Source organism: Streptomyces sp. SID13726, from assembly GCF_010548375.1.
Classification (GTDB): Bacteria; Actinomycetota; Actinomycetes; order Streptomycetales; family Streptomycetaceae; genus Streptomyces.
Genome location: NZ_JAAGLY010000010.1, coordinates 220234 through 236917, shown reverse-complemented (window position 1 = coordinate 236917; position 16684 = coordinate 220234). Strand labels below are relative to the sequence as shown.

The window sequence follows — 16684 nt, the reverse complement described above, 5'->3', positions numbered from 1 at the left end:
CAGATGGGGGCAATGAAGCCAACTTGTTGAGTGATGTACTTCACAAAGGCGTCTTGCCTGGCGATCAGATTCCCTCTCACATCACAGCAGCACAAAGGCAGTTCGCCGGTCTCCGCTAAGCTCCCCGCCAACTTCGGCAAGTTGGGGAAAGTAAGGGGGATGGGCGAGTGACGAGTGCTTCCAGGGCAGGGAGATGCGTCGCCGCGGCGATGACCGTCCTGTCCGTGCTGGCACTGACCAGCGCGTGCGGCAGGGACAGTGGGGAGGCCGCCGGGAGCAGTGAGGGCAGCGGGAGCAGTCGGACCTCTGCGGACGGGACCGGTCTCGCCCAGAAGGAGCTCGACGGTCTGGCGCTTACCGCACGCGACGTCGACGGCTACACGGTCAACGCCGTCACGGGCCAGGGAGAGCCGGTGACTCACGACGATCTCGCGACCTACCGCGCCGTCACGCCCGCTCCTTGCCGAGCCGTCTACGCGGCCGCGCAATTGGGCAGCCTGCAGGACTTCACAGCCCGTGTCAGCCAGGACATCGTGTCCACCTCCGACGATCTCGGGCAGCACGCGAGTGTCAGCCTGACGTCTTACGCCCCCGCCCACGCCCGGACGGTGATGACCGAACTGCGGGCAGCACTGCCGAAGTGCGCCACTGCCGAGATGCGTCCGTCCGCCGCCAACCCCGGTGCCGGGTTGGGGTATTCCGATGCCCGGCCCGGACCGGGTTCCGACTACGGGGACGAAGCTCTCGCCTTCGACGCCACCCAGTTCGTCAGCTCCGGGGGACCCAGCATCCCCGTCACCGTCCTGGTCGTCCGCAAAGGCTCCACCATCGCCACCTTCACGTCCCTCAACCCCTTCCAGCCCCCGATCATCCCCGTGGACATCATCGAAGCGCAGTTGAAGAAGCTCGCCTGAGCCCGGCGAGCGCGGCCACTTCGGTGAAGCAGGTGCGGAACAACGGCTCCTGGCCGGTGCTGGTGTCCGTGCCGGCCCGACCGTCCCCCTTCTCCTAAGTGACCCTCAGTGCCCCTCAGCGCCCCTCAGCGAGCACCCGTGCGCCGCACCACGTTCCCGTCCCCGTCCGCCTCCAACGACCCCGCCCCCTCCGGCCCCGTCACCCCCACCTTGACGGTGAGCGTGCCCGTGAGGCGTTCCACCGTGATCTGCCAGGTCTGTGGGGAGCCGGTGCCCAGGCCGGTCCTCGCCTCCTCGACCAGGGCGGGGAGACGGTCGTACGGCAGGGAGTCCAGGGCGAACGTCGGTGCCTGGGAACCGGTGGGCGCGTACACGACCGACAGCTGCCGTTCCCGTACGACGACGGTGAGCGCCGTGCGTGCGTCCGTGCCCTTGGGGAGCGAGCCGACGGCCTTGCGCAGCTCGCCCTTGTCGAGGAACGACTGGCCGGGGCCGAGGGTGACCGTGGTGGAGGCCGACGACACCACCGTGGTCGACGAGGTGGAGGAGACGGACGGACGGTCCGAGGCGGCCTCGTCGAACAGCTCGGTGCGGAAGCCCAGCACCACACCGGCCGCGGCGAGCAGCATGGCCGCCAGCATGACGAGACCTCTGGCACAGCTCTTGGGAGTCTCGCTCACCATGACCGGACCGGGCGCCGAGTCGAGGCGTGCGCCGGCCACCCGTTCCTCCCACGGGGGTGTCGGAGGCTGCACGATCCTCACCCGCCACGGCTGGTCCGGCGGATACTGGACCACCACGACGGCACCCGGCGGGTAGTGGGCCAGGTCCACGAGATTGATGTCCTGTGTGAACGCGACCCGGTAGGCCGGTACGTCGTCCGGCGCGACGGTGAGGTCGAACCGCACCGCCACGTCGCTCGTCGCCTCGCCCCCGACGGCCTTCCGGCTCTCGATCATCGCGAGCGCCGTGAGCGGGGCGATCGCCGACTCCCGGGCCAGCCTCGGCACCCCGGCCAGGAGGACGAGCAGGATGTAGGCGACGGGCAGGACCAGGCCCGTGACGAACAGCGGCACGCTCTCGATGAGGGCGCCGACGACGAGGGCGGCAAGCGACGCCCCAACGACCCCTCCCGTCAGGACTCCCCGGGCGAGGGCGACGAGGGAGTTGCGCGGGGGCGGGGACACGGTGCCCGGGGTGATCGTCACAGGAGTCATGGGAGTCATAGGAGTCATGGGAGTCATCGTGTCCGGCTCGGGTGACTACCAGTGGATCTCCGGGCGTCCGGCTCGGGACTCACTTGAGCCCCGAATGAGCCAGACCCTCGACGAACTGGCGTTGCGCGATGACGAAGACGACGAGGACCGGCAGGACGGTCATGGTGGCGGCGGCCAGCTGGGTGTTCCACATCTCGGCGCCGTAGGAGTCGGTGAAGCGGGTGAGGGCCTGGGGCAGGGTGAACAGGTCCGGTGAGGTGAGGTAGACCGTCGGTTCCAGGTAGAGGTTCCAGGAGGTGAGGAACGTCAGGATCGCGACGGCGGACAGCGCCGGTCTGGCCAGCGGGAGGAAGATGCGCCACCACAGGGCGGGGCGGCCGAGGCCGTCCAGGCGGCCCGCTTCCTCCAGTTCGGCCGGCAGCGCGATGAAGAACTGCCGCATGATGAAGGTGGCCAGGACGCAGGGCCCGGCCAGTGCAGTGACCAGGATGAGTGGCCAGTGCGTGTTGATCATCCCGGCGCGTTTGAACATCTGGAACAGCGGCACGATCGTCACCTCGCTGGGCACCAGCAGGCCGACCAGCACCACCAGGAAGAGGGCGTTCGCGCCGGGGAAGCGGATCCGGGCGAAGGCGTATCCGGCGAGGCTGGAGACCAGCAGGGTGATCAGGGTGACCAGGACGGCGATGTAGACGCTGTTGACGTACTGCCGGGCGAACGGCTGGAAGCTGAACGCCTCGCGGTACGCGGACAGCGTGGGGTCCGAAGTCCACAGCGTCGGCGGGGACTTGAAGATCTCGGGCAGCGGCTTGACGGAGGCCGCCACCATCCACACGGTGGGCACCACGAACGGGATCGCCAGGACGCCGAGCGCGATCAGCAGGGACACCCGCCGCAGGACGGGACGCGACTCACTCCTCATGGAACACCCACTTACGGCGCAACTGCCACTGCACCAGCGTGAGCAGCATGACGAAGGACAGCAGCATCAGGGCCAGCGTCGAGCCGTAACCGATGTGGTTGAACTCGAAGGCTTGCTGGAAGACGTAGTAGACGAGCACGGTGGTGCTCAACTCCGGGCCGCCGCTGGTCAGTACGGCGATCTGCGCGAAGGACTGCAACGCCCCGACGACGGTGATGATCGCGGTCAGCAGCACCGTGGGCGAGATGAGCGGCAGGGTGATCCGGGTGAAGACCACCCTGCCTCCCGCGCCGTCGAGCCGGGCGGCTTCGTAGAGTTGGGCCGGCACGCCCTGCAACGCGGCGAGGAACAGCACCATGTTGACGCCGACGCTGCGGACCACCTGGGTGACGATCACCGAGATCATCGCGGTGTCGCCGTGCTGGAGCCAGTTCGGGCCGTCGATGCCGACCGTGTCGAGCACGGCGTTGACGCCGCCGTTGTCCTGGAGCAGGAAGCCCCAGACCAGGGTCCATGCGACCACGGAGACGACGACCGGGGAGAAGAACAGGGTGCGGAAGAAGGTCGCGCCCCGGAAGCGCCGGTTGAGGAGGACGGCCAGGAGGAGTCCCAGGCCGATGTTCAGGACCACGACCCCGCCGCAGAAGAGGGCGGTCGCGCCCAGTACGGACGGGAGTTGGGGGTCGTCGGCGAGGGCCTTGTAGTTGTCGGCTCCGACGAAGGTCTGCTCGCCGGAGAAGACGTTCCAGTCGTTGAGGCTGTACCAGACCGCCAGTCCGACCGGGATCAGCACGAAGAGTACGACCCCGATGAGCTGCGGCGCGATGAACAGATAGCCCGCGAGCACGTCCCGGCGCCGGGTCGTCCAGAACGGCGGGCCCGAGGTGTCCCGGGTCCTGGCCTCCTCCCGGGCGGGGGCCTTCGTGAGGGTGGCCATGGTCACTTGGCCAGGATCGGATCGATCGCGGAGCAGACCGACTTCAGTACGGCGGGGACGTCCGCGTCGGCCTTCCACATCGCGTCCAGCGCGGTCTTGCCCTTCTGGGCGATCTCGGCCGGGCTGGTGTGGTTGGGCAGAGTGACGGCGTTCGGCAGCTGGTCGACCACGGCTTCCTGGAGCTGCGCGGCGGTCAGCACCTTGCTCCCCGCGGCGAGCTTCGCGCCGGTGAGCATCGACTTGCGGGGCGGCGGGAAGAACCGCGCAAGCTTCTCGGAGTTCGCCGGGTTCGTCAGATAGGCGAGGAAGTCGGTGGCCTGGGTCTTGTGCCTGCCCGCGGCGAGGACGCCCACGCCGGCCTGTCCGATGACGGAGTACTTGCCGGCCGGGCCCGCCGGCAGCGGGTACAGCGCGTACTTGAACTTGTCGGTGAGCAGCGAGGCGCGGGAGACCTGGGCCACGGTGAAGGCGGCGTCACCGGCGAAGAAGTCGGCCGTCGTGCCGGGGCCCGGCATGGCCTTCGTCCTGAACGCGGAGTCGTGCAGGAAGGTGAACGCCTTCTGCATCTCGGGGCTGTCGAAGGTGCAGGTCTTGCCGTCCTGGCTCCAGGCGGTCGCGCCGAAGCCGGTCCATACCGTGGCCAGCATGTTCCACGACTTGTAGTCGAAGTCCCGGACGACGAAACCGGCCTTCCCGGTGTCCGCGTGGACGGCCGCGCCGGCCGCGGCGACCTGGTCCCAGGTGAGGTTCTTCGGGTCGATCTTCTGACCGGCCTTCGCCAGCAGGTCGGTGTTGACGTACAGCGCGTACGGCGAGGTCGAGAACGGGTAGGCGTACAGCGTGCCGTCCTCGCTGAACTCCTTGGTCGCGCTGGCCTCCAGGTCGTCGTACTGCCAACCGGCGGTCGCCTTCAGCTTGTCGGTGAGGCCGACCAGCGCGTCGGAGGCCATGAGGTCCCTGGACAGGTCGCCCATCCACGCCAGGTCGGGGGCGTTGCCGCCGGCGATCTGGGTGGTGAGGGTGGTGTTGTAGTCCTCGAAGGGCAGGCTCTCGAAGGTGATCGAGGAGATCTCGGGGTGCTTGGCCCGGTACGCGGCGGCGATCGAGTCGAACAACTTGAGCTGGTCCGCGTTCGAGGTCCAGACCGTCATCCGCAGCTTGACGTCCTTGGCGTCGGTCCCCCCGGCCCCGTCGCCGGACGCCCCGCAGGCCGCCGTCAGCGTCAGCGCGGTCGTCAGCGCGAGGGCGCCGACCAGCTTTCTCGCTCTGTTCATGGTGCTTGGTTCCTTCGCACTCTAGGCGCGTACCGCGCCTCGGGGTTGGGGCTAATAGCCGACGATCCGCGGCCAATGGAGCTCGACCCCGGCCTCGGTCAACCTGCCCTGGAGCCGGTCGACCAGGTGGTCGTCGGTCGCGATCTGCCGTGGGCTCAGGCCGAGTTCGAGGCAGTACGCCACCAACTCCCCGGCCGACTCACCGACGTTCCACTCGACCGGGTGCAGCCGGTAGGCGCCGTTGGTGATGTGGGTGGTGCCGATGTTCTTGGCGGCCGGGACCAGGTTCCGGGTGGCCACCGGGACGAGGGCGCCGAGGGGTATCTCGAACGGGGCGCACTCGACGTCGATGTAGTTGTCGCCGCCGGTGGAGGGGTGCAGGTCGATGCGGTACATGCCGACCCCGACCGAGCCCTCGAACCGGGCCGGTCCGGCGTCCCCGCGCGCCTTCACCGAGATGTCCTGCTCGCGCACGGTGGTGAGCGCCCTGATCCGGCGGGACTCGCGGATGTACGGCGCCTGCGCGAACCCGTCGTCCGTACCGACCAGGTCGCCGCGCAGCCGCAGTCCGGGCCAGCCCCGGCCGCCGTCCGGGCGGGGTGCCTCGGTCTGGAGCCAGTGCACGTAGGCACGGGACTGGGCCTTGGCGGCGGCGAGGTGAAGCCGGCGGTCGTCGGTGTCGATGATCGAGCCGCCGACGTAGTCGAGTTGGGGCCAGTTGGCCAGCACGATGTCGCTGTCGTAGAAGCCGTCGGCGAAGTTCTGCCGGGCGGCGATCCGCCGGAACTGCCACAGGTCCTGGTCGCCCGCGTCGAACCGTGGGTCCCCGGTGACGTCGGCGGCCGGGTTGACGTTCATGGTCCGTTCCTCCGGCACCAGCGTGCGGGGGTTCGGCGCGGTGAAGGAGAGCATCGGCGCGCCCCAGTAGGGCAGTTCGAAGGAGCGCCAGTAGTCGTAGTCGTCCGGCCTCGCGATGGTGTGGTCGCCGCTGACGTGGTCGAAGACGAAACACCAGGCGATGGACTGCACGTTGGCCGGATCGGCTCTCTCGGGCGCGCTCGGCTCCCCGGTGTCGGAGTGCGCCTCGGCCCCTACGACGTACTCGGTCCCGGTGAGCGGCAGCAGGTCTCCGGTCTCGGTCCCGTCCATGACGTACTCGGCGCTGATCACGGTCTCGGCACCGGTGCGCGGGTCGGCGACGGTGACGGACCGGACCACTTCGTCGCGCACCTCGGCCGCGACGGGTACGGCGGGCTGGAGGACGGTGAGCCGTCCGGTCGAGCGGTACGGCGCGAGCAGGGCGGTGATCACCGCGTCGGCCACCCGGGGTTCGTGGCACAGTCTGCTGACCCGGCCGCGGCCCGGGTTGAGTTCCCGGTCGGCGCGCGCGGCGGCGGTCAGCGGGTAGTGGTCGCGGTAGTAGCGGCGGATGCCCTCCCGCAGCGCCCGGTAGCGCGCGGTGACACCGAACTGCTCGACCCAGACGTGCTCATCAGGCGGCACGGCCTGCGAGGTCAACTGCCCGCCAAGCCAAGGGAATTCCTCGGTCAGTACGACACGACGGCCCCGCTCGAGGAGCGCCAGCGCGGCGGCGACGGAGCCGAGGCCGCCGCCGACGATCGCCACCTCGGTGGTGAGCCGGCCTCCCGACAGCCGGTCATCCGTGCGCCGATCAGTCATGCCCCCGACTCCGTCCGCGCGACAATCGTGTCCCCGGGCTCGACCTCGGCCACCAGCAACCGCTCCCTCTCCAGACCGCCCCACTCCTGCGGCTCGGTACCGATCAGGAGTTGCAGCAGATCGAGCGCCTCGGCCGCCAACCGCTGCCTCGGGACGTGGAATCCGGCCAGCGTCCGCCCCTCCACCCGGTGCCCGCGCACCTCACCGAGGGCGGCGAGCGAGATCTCCTCCGGTACGGCGACCCCGGCGCCGGACAGCGCGTGCGCGACGTCCTCCGCGAGGAACGCGTCCTCCGCGATGATCAGGGTGGCCTCGGTCGCCCGCGCCAGCCGGGCCAGATCGGCGATGCGCTCCTCGCCGACCAGCAGGAAGGCCAGCCGGCCCGCCGCCGACGCGGACTCGACCGCGTCCCGCCGGTCCCGCGCGGTCGGGGTGTCCCGGCCGCGGTGGACGTACAGCGCCTGCTGGTGCCCGTCGGCCGCGGCCTGGTCGATCAGCGCGGTGGTCGGGGTGGTGTAGTCGATGGCCACATACGGCACCGCGGCCGAGGTCTCGTCCCTGCGGCCGATGGCGACGAACGGGAACTGCTCGGCGACCAGCCGCTCCAGTTCAGAGGCGACCATCTGCTGCCCGAGCAGGACACAGCCGTCGGTCAGCCGCAGCCGGGTCTTGCGGTGGAAGAGGCTCCGCGTGCCGTTCTCGACCGGCGAGGAGGTGAAGAACAGCAGGTCCCAGCCGATCTGTTCGGCCGCCCGCTCGATGCCGTTGAGCAGTGGGCCGTAGAAGTCCATGCTCTCCGGGGACAGCGCGGCCTCGTAGGTGAAGACGCCGATGATCTGGTTGTCGAGGCCGGCGAGCCGGCGGGCCGCGGGGTCGGCGACGTAGGCGAGCTGCTCCATGGCCTGCTTGACCCGCGCCCGGGTGGCCTCGGGGACCCGTACGTTCGAGCCGTCGCGGTCGTTCAGCACCACCGACACGGTGGTCTGGCTGACGCCCGCCAGCTCCGCGATCTCGCGTTGCGTGACACGGCGAGGTCTCGACGACATCGCTCCTCCATCATGACTGGCCATCTTGATAATGCCTATCTTCATCTCTGAGCGATGACCGTAATCCATGGGAGTCGACAGGGCAAGTACCCGTTGACATCAAAGTAGCGGCCTGGAAACGTGTCGTTCACGGAGTTGAAGATAGGCATTATCAGAGACGGCGCCCATGAGTGCCGGACAGGAGCGGACCATGACCTCCGAGGCCTTCTCACGCCCCACCCCCAACCGCCGGAACTTCCTGGGCGCGGCCCTCGCCACCGGTGTCGTGCTCGTCGCCGGGTCCGCCCCGACCGTCGCGCACGCGGCGGCCGGCGATGTCACCCTGACCGGCGGCGGGATCAGCCTGCTGGCGAGCGTGGGCGGCAGGCTCGCCATCCGGGACGCGGCCGGTGTCACCCGGTCGGCCGGGTCGAAGTTCCAGGTCAAGGACAGCGCCACCGGCATCCACGTCTCCACCGGCGGCACCCCGACGCTGAGCGCGCTCGCGGACGGCACCCCGGCGATCCGCATGGACTACACCTTCGACTCCGCCGCCGGGGCGACCACCGTCACCGGCTGGTTCAGCGTCGGCACCTCCCACGCCGTACTGGAGTGGCGGGTCACCGGCGCGGACACGCTGGTCCCGGACGGGTTCCTGTTCAGCCGGGCCATCCAGGCGCCGACCGCGCCCGACGACTACGTGGCGATCACCGAGTGGGTCCGCGACGCGGGCGGCGGCATCCCCTACGAGGACACCCTCGGCGTCGCCCACACCTCCACGTGGGGAAGCGCGCTGCACGGCCTGTTCCTGCTCGACCGCTCCCGCCAGGCCTGGACGAACGCGACCTGGATCCACTCGCCCGGTGTCGTCGACCCGGCCGGCGGCTGGACCAGCCGGGCCGACTTCTTCTTCTCCGAGACCCGCCCATCGGCCACCGCCACCATCGGCACGGGCCGCGAACTCGGTCTCGAACTCACCACGGACAGCGACTTCAACCTGTACGACTCCCCCGGCGAGCCGATGGCGCTGACCGCCCTGGTGGCCAACGGCGGCAGCACCGCCAAGTCGGTCGAACTGGCCCTGTGGGCACGCGACTTCGACGGCACGCAACTGGCCGCCACGACGGTGACCGGCAGCGTCCCCGCGGCCGGTACCTGGCAGCACACCTTCACCCTGACCGCCCCCGCCGCCGGAATCGCCCTGGCCGAAGTGGTCGTCGGCTCGGGCGACGACGAGGCGTTCGCCCGCACCAACCTCGCGGTGCTGCCGCCGTACGACTACCAGGCGGGCGCGGACAGCATGTTCGGGATCGCCAACTACCCCTGGCTGCAACGCCCGAGCGCCGACGCGCTGCTGGACCTGTGGCAGAAGGTCGGCATCGGCCTGGTCCGGATCGCCTACGACGGCGGTCCCGGGCTGCCGCCTTCCGCCTTCGACGCCCGCGGGATGCGGCACAACATCGAGCTCCAGCCCTCGCTGACCGTCAGCGACACCCAGGCGGCCACCTGGGCCGCGGACAATCTGGCGGTGGCGGCCGGAGCCGGTGCCGGTTACTTCGAGGTCGGCAACGAACTGAACAGACCGTTCAACACCGGCACAGCCGCGCAGGCGTACCTGGACAAGGCGCTGCGGCCGGTCTTCGACCGGCGGGCGGTCACCGGGGACACCGTCAAGCTGATGAACAACGGCCTTGCCGGGATGGACAAGCCGTGGGTGGAGAACTTCGTCGCGGCCGGCGGCTGGGACCTCATCGACGCCTTCGCCTACCACCCGGGGCGCGGCAACTTCACCCCGGACTACATACCGCCGGGCGACACCTGGACCACCGACGGCGACGGCACCTACTGGAACTTCTACGGCGGTCTGCGCCAGTTGAAGACGCTGATGGCCGCGCACGGCGCGAAGGAGATCTGGCTGACCGAGGCGTACGCGCCGACCAAGCCCAACAGCTGGTGGCACGACACCTACCGGCACGCCGCCGAGAACGTGCTCCTCACCCTCGCGCTGGCCAAGGCCGAGGGGGTCCGGTGCGTGTGCTGGTACCAGTTCCACGACAGCGTGCTCGGCATGCCGCAGGTCGCCGACCCCGACAACGTCGAGTACCACTACGGCCTGATGAACCGCGACCTCAGCCCGAAGCCGTCGCTCCTCGCCTACGCGACCGCGGCCCGCACCCTCGACCAGGCCACCTTCCAGGGCTGGTTGACCTTCCCGGACCCGAAGACCTTCGGCCTGTGGTTCGACACCCCGGACGGCCCCGCGGTCGTGCTGTGGAACCGCGCCGACGGCTATCTGCTCAACACCCAGGGCCAGCGGGCCGACTGGCACTTCCCGGCCCCCGAGATGTGGACCGACCCCTGGCCGACCAAGACCCCGCTGGTGGCCGCCGCCAGCGCCCCCGTGAAGGAGGTGGACGCGGTCGGGCGGAGCCGCCAACTCCCCGTCACCGGAGGCAGCGTGACGCTGACCCTCGACGGCGCGCCGCGGATCTACCACGGCCTCACACCGAGCACGGACAGCCAGGGCCGCCACACCCTGACCACCGGCCCGGCCCAGTAACTCCCCCACCTCAGAACGCCCGAGGAGCGATACGAACGTGTCTCCCACCGCCCCCTGGTGGCGCAGCGCCGTCATCTACCAGGTCTACATCCGCAGCTTCGCCGACGGCGACGGTGACGGGGTCGGCGACATCGCCGGCATCCGCTCCCGGCTGCCGTACCTCAAGTCCCTGGGTGTGGACGCCCTCTGGATCAACCCCTGGTACAAGTCCCCGATGGCCGACCACGGTTACGACGTGGCCGACTACCGCGAGATCGACCCGCTCTTCGGCACGGTGGCCGAGGCGGAACGGCTCGTCGAGGAGGCGCACGCGCACGGCATCCGCATCGTCTCCGACATCGTCCCGAATCATTCCTCCGACCAACACGCCTGGTTCCGGGCGGCGTTGACGGCGGGCCCCGGCAGCCCCGAGCGCGAGCGCTACGTCTTCCGCCCCGGGCGCGGACCCGGCGGCTCCCTGCCGCCCAACGACTGGGACTCCCGCTTCGGCGGCCCGGCCTGGACCCGGGTGGCGGACGGCGAGTGGTACCTGCACCTGTTCACGCCTCAGCAGCCGGACCTCAACTGGCAGCACCCGGACGTCCACGGGGAGTTCGAGTCCGTCCTGCGGTTCTGGTTCGAGCGGGGCGTGGACGGCTTCCGCATCGACGTCGCCCACGGGCTGGTCAAGGACCCCGAACTGCCCGACCTGGCGGGCCGGATCGGCGGCGCGCACCCCTTCTGGGACCGCGACGAGGTCCACGACATCTACCGCGCCTGGCGCAAGGTCGCCGACGAGTACCCCGGCGACCGCGCCTTCGTCGCCGAGGCGTGGACGGAGACGCCCGAACGCCTCGCCGCCTACCTCCGCCCCGGCGGCCTGCACACCGCCTTCAACTTCGACTACCTCATGACCGACTGGAACGCCGAGGACCTGCGGGCCGTCATCGACGACACCCTCGCGACGCTCGGCACGGTCGGCGCCCCGGCCACCTGGGTCATGTCCAACCACGACGTCATGCGCCACGTCAGCCGCTACGGCCGTAGAGCCGCCAGGAAGTGGGTGGCCAACGAGTCCTACGTCCCGGCGGGCCCCGGCGACCTCACCCTGGGCACCCGGCGCGCCCGCGCCGCCGCCCTCCTCACCCTCGCCCTCCCCGGCGGCGCCTACGTCTACCAGGGCGAGGAGCTGGGCCTGCCCGAGGTCGAGGACCTGCCCGACGCCGTGCTCCAGGACCCCGTCTGGGAACGCTCCGGGCACACCGACCGCGGCCGCGACGGCTGCCGTGTCCCGCTCCCCTGGTCCGGGGAGGCCCCGCCGTACGGCTTCAGCCCCGACGCACCCGAGACACCCGACGCACCCGACGCCTCCGCGACCTCACCCTGGCTGCCGCAACCCACCGACTGGGCACCGCGCACGGTGGAGCGCCAGACCGGTGACGAGACCTCGATGCTGGAGCTCTACCGGGCCGCTCTCCGGGTGCGGCACGAGCACCCCGCCCTCGGCGACGGCACCCTCACCTGGCTGGACGCCCCCGCCGGAGTCCTCGCCCTCCGCCGCGAGCCCGGCTTCGTGTGCGTGGTCAACCTGTCGTCGGAGCCGTACCCGCTCCCCAGCCACACCTCGGTCCTGCTGACCAGCGGTCCCGTCCAGGACGGCCGCCTCGCCCCGGACCAGGCGGCCTGGCTCGCGGTGTAGCGGGCGCCCCCGAATCCCAGGGCCTGTCCGGTCCCAGTCCCCGCCGGCCGGACAGGCCCTGCCTCGTCGTCGTACGGGAGTCGCACGGGAGTCGTACGGGAGTCGTACGGGAGGAGCATGCGGACGAGTACACGGACGAGTACGCGGACGTCACGCGGACCTCAGGCCCAAGGAGCCTCAGGAGCCGACCGCCGAGTCGCCGCCGCCTCCTCCGCCCGCTTGCGTCGGCCCGCGATCAGGCCGCCGCCCGCGCCCAGGGAGACCACGCCCATCGCGGAGGCGGCGATGACGCCCTCGACGCCGCCGAGGGCGAAGTACAGGGTGACGGCCATGGCGCCGTTGAAGAGGAAGAGGAACCACAGGGTGCCGGGGCGGGACAGGAAGGCCTTGATCCTGGGCTTCTTCGCGATCCGGGATCCGGCGATCAGGGCGACGACACCGCCTGCGTAGGTCGCCACGTCCTTCTGCGTGCCGTCGAGGACGGAGCCCGCGGCGCCGCTCGCGGCGAGGCCGGCGACGAAGAAGGTCCACAGCAGAAGGTCGGCGAGGAAGGACTTCACGGAGGCGAGCGCAGAGGACACGGGATCTTCCTTAACGGTGGGAAACGGTGGGATGACCTGGGAGGACGGACCTTTTCGATCCGTGATCCACCATCCCGTCCCGCGCCCGCCGCCACGATGGACCGCGCTCCCGGACTCCGGGTGTAGCCCGCTACACCATCAGCGGGGGCACCGGCCGTGGCATCGACCGGGCCGGTGCCCCGGCCGGACTCATCGGTGAGCCGGTACGACCGCCGCCCCGGCACCCCCCTCGGGCCGCATCCGGTGGGCGAGCCGGCCGATCAGCACGGCGTTGAAGAGCCCGGACAGCGCCGACCCGACCGTGAAGACGACCGTGTTCAGCCAGTCCAGCGAGGAGTACTCGCCGGGTATCGACACCAGGAACGCGACGAAGCTGAACGGCGCCGTGGCCATCAGCGGCCAGATCCCGGCGAACCCCGGGTCCGGCAGCACGTACACCGCGACCAGGAAGAACCCCAGCGCCACCGCGACCACGGCGAGGTAGGCGCGGGCGAGCCAGTTGTCCACGGCGGGCGCCAGCAACGTCCGCACCCGGCCCGCGTCCCGGCCCGTGTCCCGGACCCGCGGCCGGGCGGCGGCGGTCGTCGACCTCGCCGCCAGCGCCCCGAGCACCGCCGCGTTCACGAAGGCGCACCCGAGCAGCCATACGACCCAGAAGGCGACGGCCGCCACCTCGGCAGCCCCGCCGCCCTCGGTGCCCGGCCCGAACGGGAACATCACCGTCACGAAGGACAGCGGCGCCGTGAGCAGCAGCGGGCCCGGCGCCAGCACGCTGTCCGGGAAGAGCAGCATGACCAGGACGGAACCGGCGACCACGGCCAGATAGCCGCGGGCGAGCCAGTTGTCCGTGGCGAGCGCGAACAGGCGGCGCAGCTGCGGTCGGAGGGAGTTCGGCATCGGTGGTCCTTCGGGTCGGTCCGGGTCGATGCCCCTCACGATGGACCGGCGCGCACGCCCCGGCATGAGTGCGCGTACTCATCCCCGCCCGGGTGTTTCCGGCAACGGACTCCCCGCGCACTCGAACCACACCGTCTTGCCCCCGCCCGACCGCCGCCCCACCCCCCACTTGTCCACCACCGCGTCCAGCAGCGCGAGCCCCCGGCCGCCCTCCGACTCCAGAGACAACTCGGATGCCATGAGCGGCAGTTGAGGGTGGTCGTCCCCCACCTCCACCCGGATTCCGCCGGGCAGCCGCAGCAGTACGACCACACACCTGCGGTCCGGAACATGGCGTACGACGTTGGCGACCAGCTCGGTCACACCGAGCTCGGCGGCCTCGGACAGCTCCGCCAGCTCCCACTCGATCAGCAGCGAGCGGACGATACGGCGGATGTGGTAGGCGGAGTGGGCGCCCGCGGTGAGCGCCAGGCGCCAGTGGGAAATGTATGAGTTCACGGGACGAGCCTGATCTGCCAGAACTACCCTGGGCTACCGAACAGATACAACCCGTGCGGCAGTCCGCTCCACCCGCCCGAGAGGGGACCTCACATGACCGGTATCCACGCACTCGACCCCGGCGCGTCCCCGCTCGACTACTACGGCTACGAACTGCGACGACTGCGCGAGTCGGCCCATCTGACACAGCGTCAACTAGGCGGAATCGTCAACTACACGGCCTCGATGGTCGGCCAGATCGAGACGGCGAGGAAGATCCCCACACCGGAGTTCAGCGTCCGGGCGGACGCGGCGCTGGGGTCGGACGGCTTACTGTCGCGACTCGTCCAGCTGGTGCTGCGGAGCCAACTGCCGGGCTGGTTTCAGCAAGTTGCGGAGCTTGAGGCACGGGCCATCGAGATCTCCACCTTCCAGACCCACATGATCCACGGTCTGCTCCAGACCGACGACTACGCCCGCGGGGTGCTCGGCGCGCTCGACCGGACCAACCTTGACGACCGCACCACCGTACGACTGGCCCGCCAGCGCATCTTCGAGAAGGAGGAGCCGCCCATCTTCTGGATGGTCATCAGCGAGGGTGCGCTCTACCAGGAGATCGGCGGCAAGGACACCATGCGGGGTCAACTGGCACACCTGTTGGCCTTCGAGGACAACCCCCGGATCAACGTCCAGGTGCTGCCGTTCTCGGTCGGTTCTCACGCGGGCCTGCAAGGCTCGTTCACCCTCTTCCGCTTCTCCAGCGACCCAACGATTGTCTACACCGAGGGGTACAGCAGCGGGCATCCGACCGCGAACCCGGACAGCGTCAAGGACTGCTCACTCCGTTACGATCATCTCCGGGCCGCCGCTCTATCCCTCAAGGACTCGGCGGAGTTGATGCGGCGCGTGATGGAGGACCGATATGGCGAGCAAGTGGCGTAAGTCGAGCTACAGCGGCGACCAGGGCGGCGAGTGCGTCGAATGCATGCCACTCGGAGACCTCTCCTGGCACAAGTCCTCGTACAGCAGTGACCAGGGCGGCGATTGCGTAGAGGTGGCCGAAGCGACCACCACCGTAGCCATCCGCGACTCCAAGACCCCGGCGGGACCGATCCTCACGATCGACCCCGCCATGTTCACCACCTTCGTCAACTGGACGTCTACAAGCGCTGGATGATCGTGCCGGTGGCGAGTCCGCCGCCCGCGCACATCGTGATCAGCGCGAACTCCTTGTCCGCGCGCTCCAGTTCATGCAGGGCCGTCGTGATGAGCCGGGCCCCGGTGGACCCCACCGGGTGCCCGAGCGCGATCGCACCGCCGTTGACGTTGACCTTCTCCAGGTCCTGTTCGAAGACCTGGGCCCAGCTCAACACCACCGAGGCGAAAGCCTCGTTGATCTCGACGAGGTCGATGTCCTTGAGGGACATCCCCGCCTTGCCCAGCACCGCACGGGTCGCGTCGATCGGTCCGTCGAGGTGGAAGTGCGGGTCGGCCCCCACCAGCGCCTGCGCGACGATCCGGGCCCGTGCCTTCAGTTTCAGCGCCCGCGCCATCCGCTTGGACGCCCACATGATCGCCGCGGCGCCGTCGCTGATCTGGGACGAGTTGCCCGCCGTGTGGATCGCCGTCGGCATGACCGGCTTGAGTCCGGCCAGCGCCTCCATGGACGTGTCCCGCAGCCCCTCGTCCCGGTCGACGAGCCGCCACATGCCCTGTCCGGCCCGCTGTTCGTCCTCGGTCGTCGGCACCTGGACGGCGAACGTCTCCCGCTTGAACCGCTCCTCCGCCCAGGCGCCCGCCGCCCGCTCCTGGGAGATGAGCCCGAGCGAGTCGACGTTCTCCCGGGTCAACCCCCGGCGCCGTGCGATGCGTTCGGCTGCCTCGAACTGGTTCGGGAGGTCGACGTTCCACTCGTCCGGGAACGGCTTCCCGGGCCCGTGCTTGGAGCCGGACCCCAGCGGCACCCGGGACATCGCCTCGACACCGCAGCTGATGCCGACGTCGATGACACCGACCGCGACCATGTTGGCGACCATGTGGGAGGCCTGCTGGGAGGAGCCGCACTGGCAGTCGACCGTCGTCGCCGCCGTCTCGTAGGGCAGCCCGACGGTGAGCCAGGCGGTGCGCGCGGGGTTCATGGACTGTTCGCCGGCGTGCGTGACCGTACCGCCGACGATCTGTTCGACCGCGTCGGCGGGGATGCCGGTGCGGCCGAGGAGTTCACGGTAGGTCTCGCCCAGCAGATAGGCGGGATGGAGATTGGCGAGCGCGCCGCCGCGCCTGCCGATGGGGGTGCGGACGGCTTCGACGATCACGGGTTCGGCGGCCATGGGTGCGGGTCCTCTCCTCCGAACGGATCCCTGGAACTAGTACGTGTTCTAGTTAGCGCGTTGCTTGCAGTCTGCTGACGATCCGGCCACCACCGCAAGGGTCTTGCAGGCAATTGGGGTCTCCGCACCCCTTGCCTCTTGTAGAACCCGTTACTACCTTCACGGCAGCTCTGTTCCTGATGGATCGTCAGA

15 protein-coding genes are annotated in these 16684 nt (G+C 70.0%); 5 read left to right on the top strand and 10 right to left on the bottom strand.

From position 1 onward, the window contains the following. The first annotated feature begins 209 nt into the window (after positions 1-209). Positions 210-914 carry a hypothetical protein gene (locus G3I78_RS26515; RefSeq protein WP_164428868.1) on the top strand — a complete coding sequence of 235 codons (705 nt, stop codon included), beginning with the start codon at positions 210-212 and terminating at the stop codon, positions 912-914. Positions 915-1039: 125 nt separating this feature from the next. Here the strand turns inward: G3I78_RS26515 and G3I78_RS26510 are convergent, their stop codons facing one another. From G3I78_RS26510 to G3I78_RS26485, 6 genes are all read right to left on the bottom strand, one after another. Then, complete coding sequence (locus G3I78_RS26510) at positions 1040-2131, bottom strand: hypothetical protein (protein WP_164428867.1); 1092 nt, start codon at positions 2129-2131, stop codon at positions 1040-1042. Between the two features lie 79 nt (positions 2132-2210). Next, complete coding sequence (locus G3I78_RS26505; protein ID WP_164428865.1) at positions 2211-3053, bottom strand: carbohydrate ABC transporter permease; 843 nt, start codon at positions 3051-3053, stop codon at positions 2211-2213. Continuing rightward, entirely contained in the window at positions 3043-3990 is a 948-nt protein-coding gene (locus tag G3I78_RS26500) for a sugar ABC transporter permease (RefSeq protein ID WP_164428993.1), read from the bottom strand. The genes G3I78_RS26505 and G3I78_RS26500 overlap by 11 nt, the downstream gene beginning before the upstream one ends. A 2-nt stretch (positions 3991-3992) precedes the next feature. Beyond that, positions 3993-5264, bottom strand: a complete 1272-nt coding sequence (locus tag G3I78_RS26495; protein ID WP_164428863.1) for a sugar ABC transporter substrate-binding protein — start codon at positions 5262-5264, stop codon at positions 3993-3995. Between the two features lie 51 nt (positions 5265-5315). After that, a complete protein-coding gene (locus tag G3I78_RS26490; protein WP_164428861.1) occupies positions 5316-6944 on the bottom strand; it encodes an FAD-dependent oxidoreductase in 1629 nt (542 codons plus the stop codon). Further along, entirely contained in the window at positions 6941-7990 is a 1050-nt protein-coding gene (locus G3I78_RS26485) for a LacI family DNA-binding transcriptional regulator (protein ID WP_164428859.1), read from the bottom strand. The genes G3I78_RS26490 and G3I78_RS26485 overlap by 4 nt, the downstream gene beginning before the upstream one ends. A 190-nt stretch (positions 7991-8180) precedes the next feature. Here G3I78_RS26485 and G3I78_RS26480 point away from each other — a divergent pair, with 190 nt between their 5' ends. Both G3I78_RS26480 and G3I78_RS26475 read left to right on the top strand, forming a co-directional pair. Next, on the top strand, positions 8181-10529 hold the full coding sequence (locus G3I78_RS26480) for a twin-arginine translocation signal domain-containing protein (RefSeq protein WP_164428857.1): 2349 nt from the start codon (positions 8181-8183) through the stop codon (positions 10527-10529). A gap of 37 nt (positions 10530-10566) precedes the next feature. Next, complete coding sequence (locus tag G3I78_RS26475; protein ID WP_164428855.1) at positions 10567-12207, top strand: glycoside hydrolase family 13 protein; 1641 nt, start codon at positions 10567-10569, stop codon at positions 12205-12207. Between the two features lie 161 nt (positions 12208-12368). Here G3I78_RS26475 and G3I78_RS26470 read toward each other — a convergent pair whose 3' ends face one another. The 3 genes from G3I78_RS26470 to G3I78_RS26460 all read right to left on the bottom strand — a co-directional run bounded on the left by G3I78_RS26470 (position 12369) and on the right by G3I78_RS26460 (position 14183). Further along, a complete protein-coding gene (locus tag G3I78_RS26470) occupies positions 12369-12788 on the bottom strand; it encodes a hypothetical protein (protein WP_164428853.1) in 420 nt (139 codons plus the stop codon). A gap of 189 nt (positions 12789-12977) precedes the next feature. Then, positions 12978-13685 (bottom strand): hypothetical protein, encoded by a 708-nt coding sequence (locus G3I78_RS26465; protein WP_164428851.1) that lies wholly within the window; start codon positions 13683-13685, stop codon positions 12978-12980. 78 nt (positions 13686-13763) lie between these two features. Continuing rightward, positions 13764-14183, bottom strand: coding sequence for an ATP-binding protein (locus G3I78_RS26460; protein WP_164428849.1), 420 nt, complete (start codon positions 14181-14183; stop codon positions 13764-13766). Between the two features lie 93 nt (positions 14184-14276). Between G3I78_RS26460 and G3I78_RS26455 the strand changes: the two genes are divergently transcribed. Further along, positions 14277-15104, top strand: coding sequence for a helix-turn-helix transcriptional regulator (locus G3I78_RS26455; RefSeq protein ID WP_164428847.1), 828 nt, complete (start codon positions 14277-14279; stop codon positions 15102-15104). Beyond that, positions 15085-15339 carry a DUF397 domain-containing protein gene (locus G3I78_RS26450; protein ID WP_164428845.1) on the top strand — a complete coding sequence of 85 codons (255 nt, stop codon included), beginning with the start codon at positions 15085-15087 and terminating at the stop codon, positions 15337-15339. The genes G3I78_RS26455 and G3I78_RS26450 overlap by 20 nt, the downstream gene beginning before the upstream one ends. Here G3I78_RS26450 and G3I78_RS26445 read toward each other — a convergent pair. After that, positions 15323-16492, bottom strand: a complete 1170-nt coding sequence (locus G3I78_RS26445; RefSeq protein WP_164428843.1) for a steroid 3-ketoacyl-CoA thiolase — start codon at positions 16490-16492, stop codon at positions 15323-15325. The two genes, G3I78_RS26450 and G3I78_RS26445, sit on opposite strands and share 17 nt — an antisense overlap. Positions 16493-16684: the final 192 nt, after the last annotated feature.